Source organism: Chitinophaga sp. (assembly GCF_036566945.1).
Lineage (GTDB): Bacteria > Bacteroidota > Bacteroidia > Chitinophagales > Chitinophagaceae > Chitinophaga.
Genome location: NZ_DATCVJ010000784.1, coordinates 1 through 3609, shown reverse-complemented (window position 1 = coordinate 3609; position 3609 = coordinate 1). Strand labels below are relative to the sequence as shown.

The following is a 3609-nucleotide window of genomic DNA, read 5'->3' as shown; positions in this document are numbered from 1 at the left end:
TTTGCACAAATTGCAGGTGAAGCAGCGGTAGACCTGCCAGCCGACTATTTTGACGGCATCAAAGCGGAATATCTTAGCCGCCGGGATATCCTGGTAAAAATGCTGAATGAGATTCCAGGTGTATACTGTCCTAATCCGGGTGGTGCTTTTTATGCAATGGCCAGATTACCGATCGATGATTCAGATAAGTTCTGTCAGTGGATGCTGGAATCCTTTTCTCATGAAGGCCAAACCGTGATGATGGCGCCGGCCACCGGGTTTTATGCCACTCCTGGACTGGGTAAAGATGAAGTTCGGTTGGCTTATGTATTAAATACGACGGACATTAGTCATGCAATGGTCTGCCTGAAAAAAGCGCTGGAGGTATACCCAGGCAAAATTTCCAAATAATTTTTACAGGGAGCAGAAGCGTAAAATTCAATAAATAAGAGTGAAAACATATTGTAAATAATTTAATGTTTACTTTTTTTGAGAAAAATGCAATTATTTAACACGCAATGCTTGGAATTTTCATGTTTTGTTTCGTATATTTGATACATAAATAACAACAACGACAAAAAAAATCAAATTATAAAAATATTTACAAATACGATGGACTGCAAAATCTAAACTTGTTTAAGAAAAATTTAACCTGCATTATTTCTTAGAACGTTTATTTGGTCCGACCTTTGAATCGTTATACAAAGAAGATTTATCAGTCTTCTGTAAAACTCAAAGATTAACTAAAACGTTTTAGCAAAATATCGTATTTTTGTATCAGTTTTTCATAACGTGGAATTTATAAAGGCAAACGGCTCTGATCACAGAGCCGTATTTTTTTGCCATTTTTTTCCATTTCTGCCAAAAAACAGGCAAAAAGCTCATTCCACTCCTAAATAATCTCAAAATATTCCCTTACTCGTTTACCTTTTTTCTATAATATTGTTATGTAATAAAACGGGCGGAAAAACTGACACTATGTGTTATCGTTAATTCGTTTGTTTTCATAACGTGGAATTTTAAAATGCAACGGTCCCGATTCCTCGGGACCGTCTCCGTTTTTTTGAAAGCTGAAAGCTGAAGGCATAAAGCAAAAAGCTATAAAAGCGAATGACCGAAGCGATTAATTGAATAATCTATGCTTCGGTCATTCGCTTTTATAGCTTTTTGCTTTTCGCTTTAGGCTTTATGCTTTATGCTTCTTAATCATCTCAAAAAAGTCGTCAAACAGGTAACGGCTATCAAACGGACCAGGTGTGGATTCCGGGTGATACTGTACACTGAATGCTGGTTTATTTTTGATACGGATACCTTCTACAGAGTTATCATTCAGGTTGATGTGGGTAATTTCCACATTTTCGCTGGCTGCTACTGCTTTAGGATCTACTGCAAAACCATGGTTCTGGGTGGTGATCTCGCAAAGACCTGTTTTCAGGTTCTTTACCGGATGGTTTAATCCGCGGTGACCGTGGTGCATTTTGTAAGTAGGAATACCGTTGGCCAGTGCGAGGAGCTGATGTCCCAGGCAGATACCAAACATAGGTCTTTCTGCAGCCAGGATCTGCTTTACCGTTTCCACTGCATAAGTCAGCGGAGCCGGATCGCCAGGACCATTGGAAATAAAGTAGGCATGCGGTTTAAATTCTTCGCATACTTCAAAAGTAGTGTCAGTTGGGAATACCTGCAGGTAGGCTCCTTTGTCAGACAGGCATTTCAGCATATTTCTTTTCACACCGTTATCCAGTACTGCAATACGGATTTCCGCTGCCGGATCACCAACATTGTATACTTCCGGAGTAGTTACCTCCTTGCACAGCGCCAGACCTTCCATAGAAGGAACTTTAGCCAGTTCAGCTTTCAGCTGATCAATGTCCAGGATAGAAGAAGAAATGATGCAGTTCATAGCACCTTTGCTACGGATGTGGGAAACGAGCGCACGGGTGTCTACATCATAAATGGCAACCAGGTTATTATCGGTCAGGAACGTTTCCAGCGACGCATCGGCCATCTTCCTGGAATAGTTGTACGCGATATTTTTAGCGATCAAACCATTGATCTTAACACTGCTGCTCTCTACGTCATCCTTTTTGGTGCCGTAGTTCCCGATGTAGCAGTTGTTCATTATAAGTACCTGTCCTTTATAAGAAGGGTCCGTAAACACTTCCTGGTAACCCGTCATACCGGTATTGAAAGCTAATTCACCGGCAGCAGTGCCAATTTTCCCAAAAGCTTTTCCCTGAAAAACCGTACCGTCGTCTAACAGCAGTATGGCAGGTTGGATGGTTCTTGTCTGAGGCATTTCTGGTATCTGTCTTGTTTTATATTTTAAAAAAAACCTTCGAGGGCATAAAAAGCCCTGAAGGTTCGGATAAAAAACCGTGCAAAGGTATGAAATGCAACAGTTAATTACAGATTTTTTTTGCCACAAATATAGATGTTACTTAATTTTTACAGACTTCAGTATTCTTTGGGCCACCTGATGGCCCACCTGGTCATCATCGCGGTAGCTAATCTGGATCTGCCAACGGCTGCTCCCTTTAATCATTACCAGGTTACAGAAAGCCAATCGGATACCTCCGTTGTACAGATAGTTACCTTCTTCTAAAATACCTTTCATACCGGAAATAAGTACTGGTACTGACTTACAATCCATATCACTGGCGGTTTCACTTAGTTGCATACTATTATGCGACGCCGCCACGGCTGCTTCGAGGTCGTTTGCCACGTTGCCCTGATAGCTGAACATATTCACTGCAATCCGGATGCCGCCTCCATCTTCATTTCGATAGCTCTTGGCATATTCTATCACTTTCGCGTCCTCTCCTTCCAGTGGCTGGTCGTGTACCCACAACTTCACGGGTGTGCTTATTTCCAGGGCCTGCCGACCTATGCTAGCCGTTTGCCAGCTACTATACAAAGAACTGACAGGTACCTTCGGGTAGATAAAGGTAAACATGGCCCTTTTCCCGAATAAGGTGCCGGTTACCGCAATCAATAGTAGGAAAATAGAGAAAAACAGGATCACTTTGCCCCTGTTGGCCGGTTGTACCTGCCTTTTCATCCAGCTCAGCAGGAAATTTTGTTTATCTGTTTTCTGGGAGATACCCACCTGCTGTGTATACTCGGAAAATGTGGCCATGGGATGCAACTTTCGCCAATCAGCAAAAGTTTCCGGCAATTTTTTACCACAGTCATCACAGAAGGTGAGATATTCAGATTTCAGTGGATTGGCATGTCCACAACTATCACAGTGCAGGTATTTCATAGGAGAATCATTAAATGCAAACGAATGTAATATTACGAAATATATTTATTTAACAGAAAGGAGATTTTCTCACTTATTATTGCTGGTTCCTTATCGGAAATTTATTGTTCCCGCTTCCAAATACCCATATTCAGCAAATAGTGTTACAGGCAACCGGCCCCTGCCAACAATTTGAGTCTCCTAACCGGCTGATGGCCGAAAGATTCAATTCCTTCGGAATCACAGCCTGGAAAACCACAAATAAGACCGATGGCGGCCACGGAAGATACTTTCAGGTAAGTGTAAAGCGATGCTATAGAGGGCGCATGCAGGGGCTTAATACATCTCTTTGACAGGATTCTCGGGGTATTAATCCGAAAACGCAT

The 3609-nt window shown here is 41.9% G+C and carries 3 protein-coding genes and 1 pseudogene; 1 reads left to right on the top strand and 3 read right to left on the bottom strand.

Annotated elements, in window-relative coordinates; translation table 11 throughout:
• A pseudogene (locus VIP81_RS23605) lies at positions 1 to 390 on the top strand (pyridoxal phosphate-dependent aminotransferase); the annotation flags it as partial.
• A gap of 775 nt (positions 391 to 1165) precedes the next feature.
• On the opposite strand, the gene carA reads toward VIP81_RS23605, so the two are convergent.
• The 3 genes from carA to VIP81_RS23590 form a co-directional block, all read right to left on the bottom strand.
• Complete coding sequence (gene carA, locus VIP81_RS23600) at positions 1166 to 2278, bottom strand: glutamine-hydrolyzing carbamoyl-phosphate synthase small subunit (RefSeq protein WP_331967163.1); 1113 nt, start codon at positions 2276 to 2278, stop codon at positions 1166 to 1168.
• A gap of 138 nt (positions 2279 to 2416) precedes the next feature.
• On the bottom strand, positions 2417 to 3244 hold the full coding sequence (locus VIP81_RS23595; protein WP_331967161.1) for a hypothetical protein: 828 nt from the start codon (positions 3242 to 3244) through the stop codon (positions 2417 to 2419).
• A 143-nt stretch (positions 3245 to 3387) separates the two neighbouring features.
• Positions 3388 to 3609: hypothetical protein (locus VIP81_RS23590; RefSeq protein WP_331967158.1), on the bottom strand; the 222-nt coding region annotated here is incomplete at its 5' end.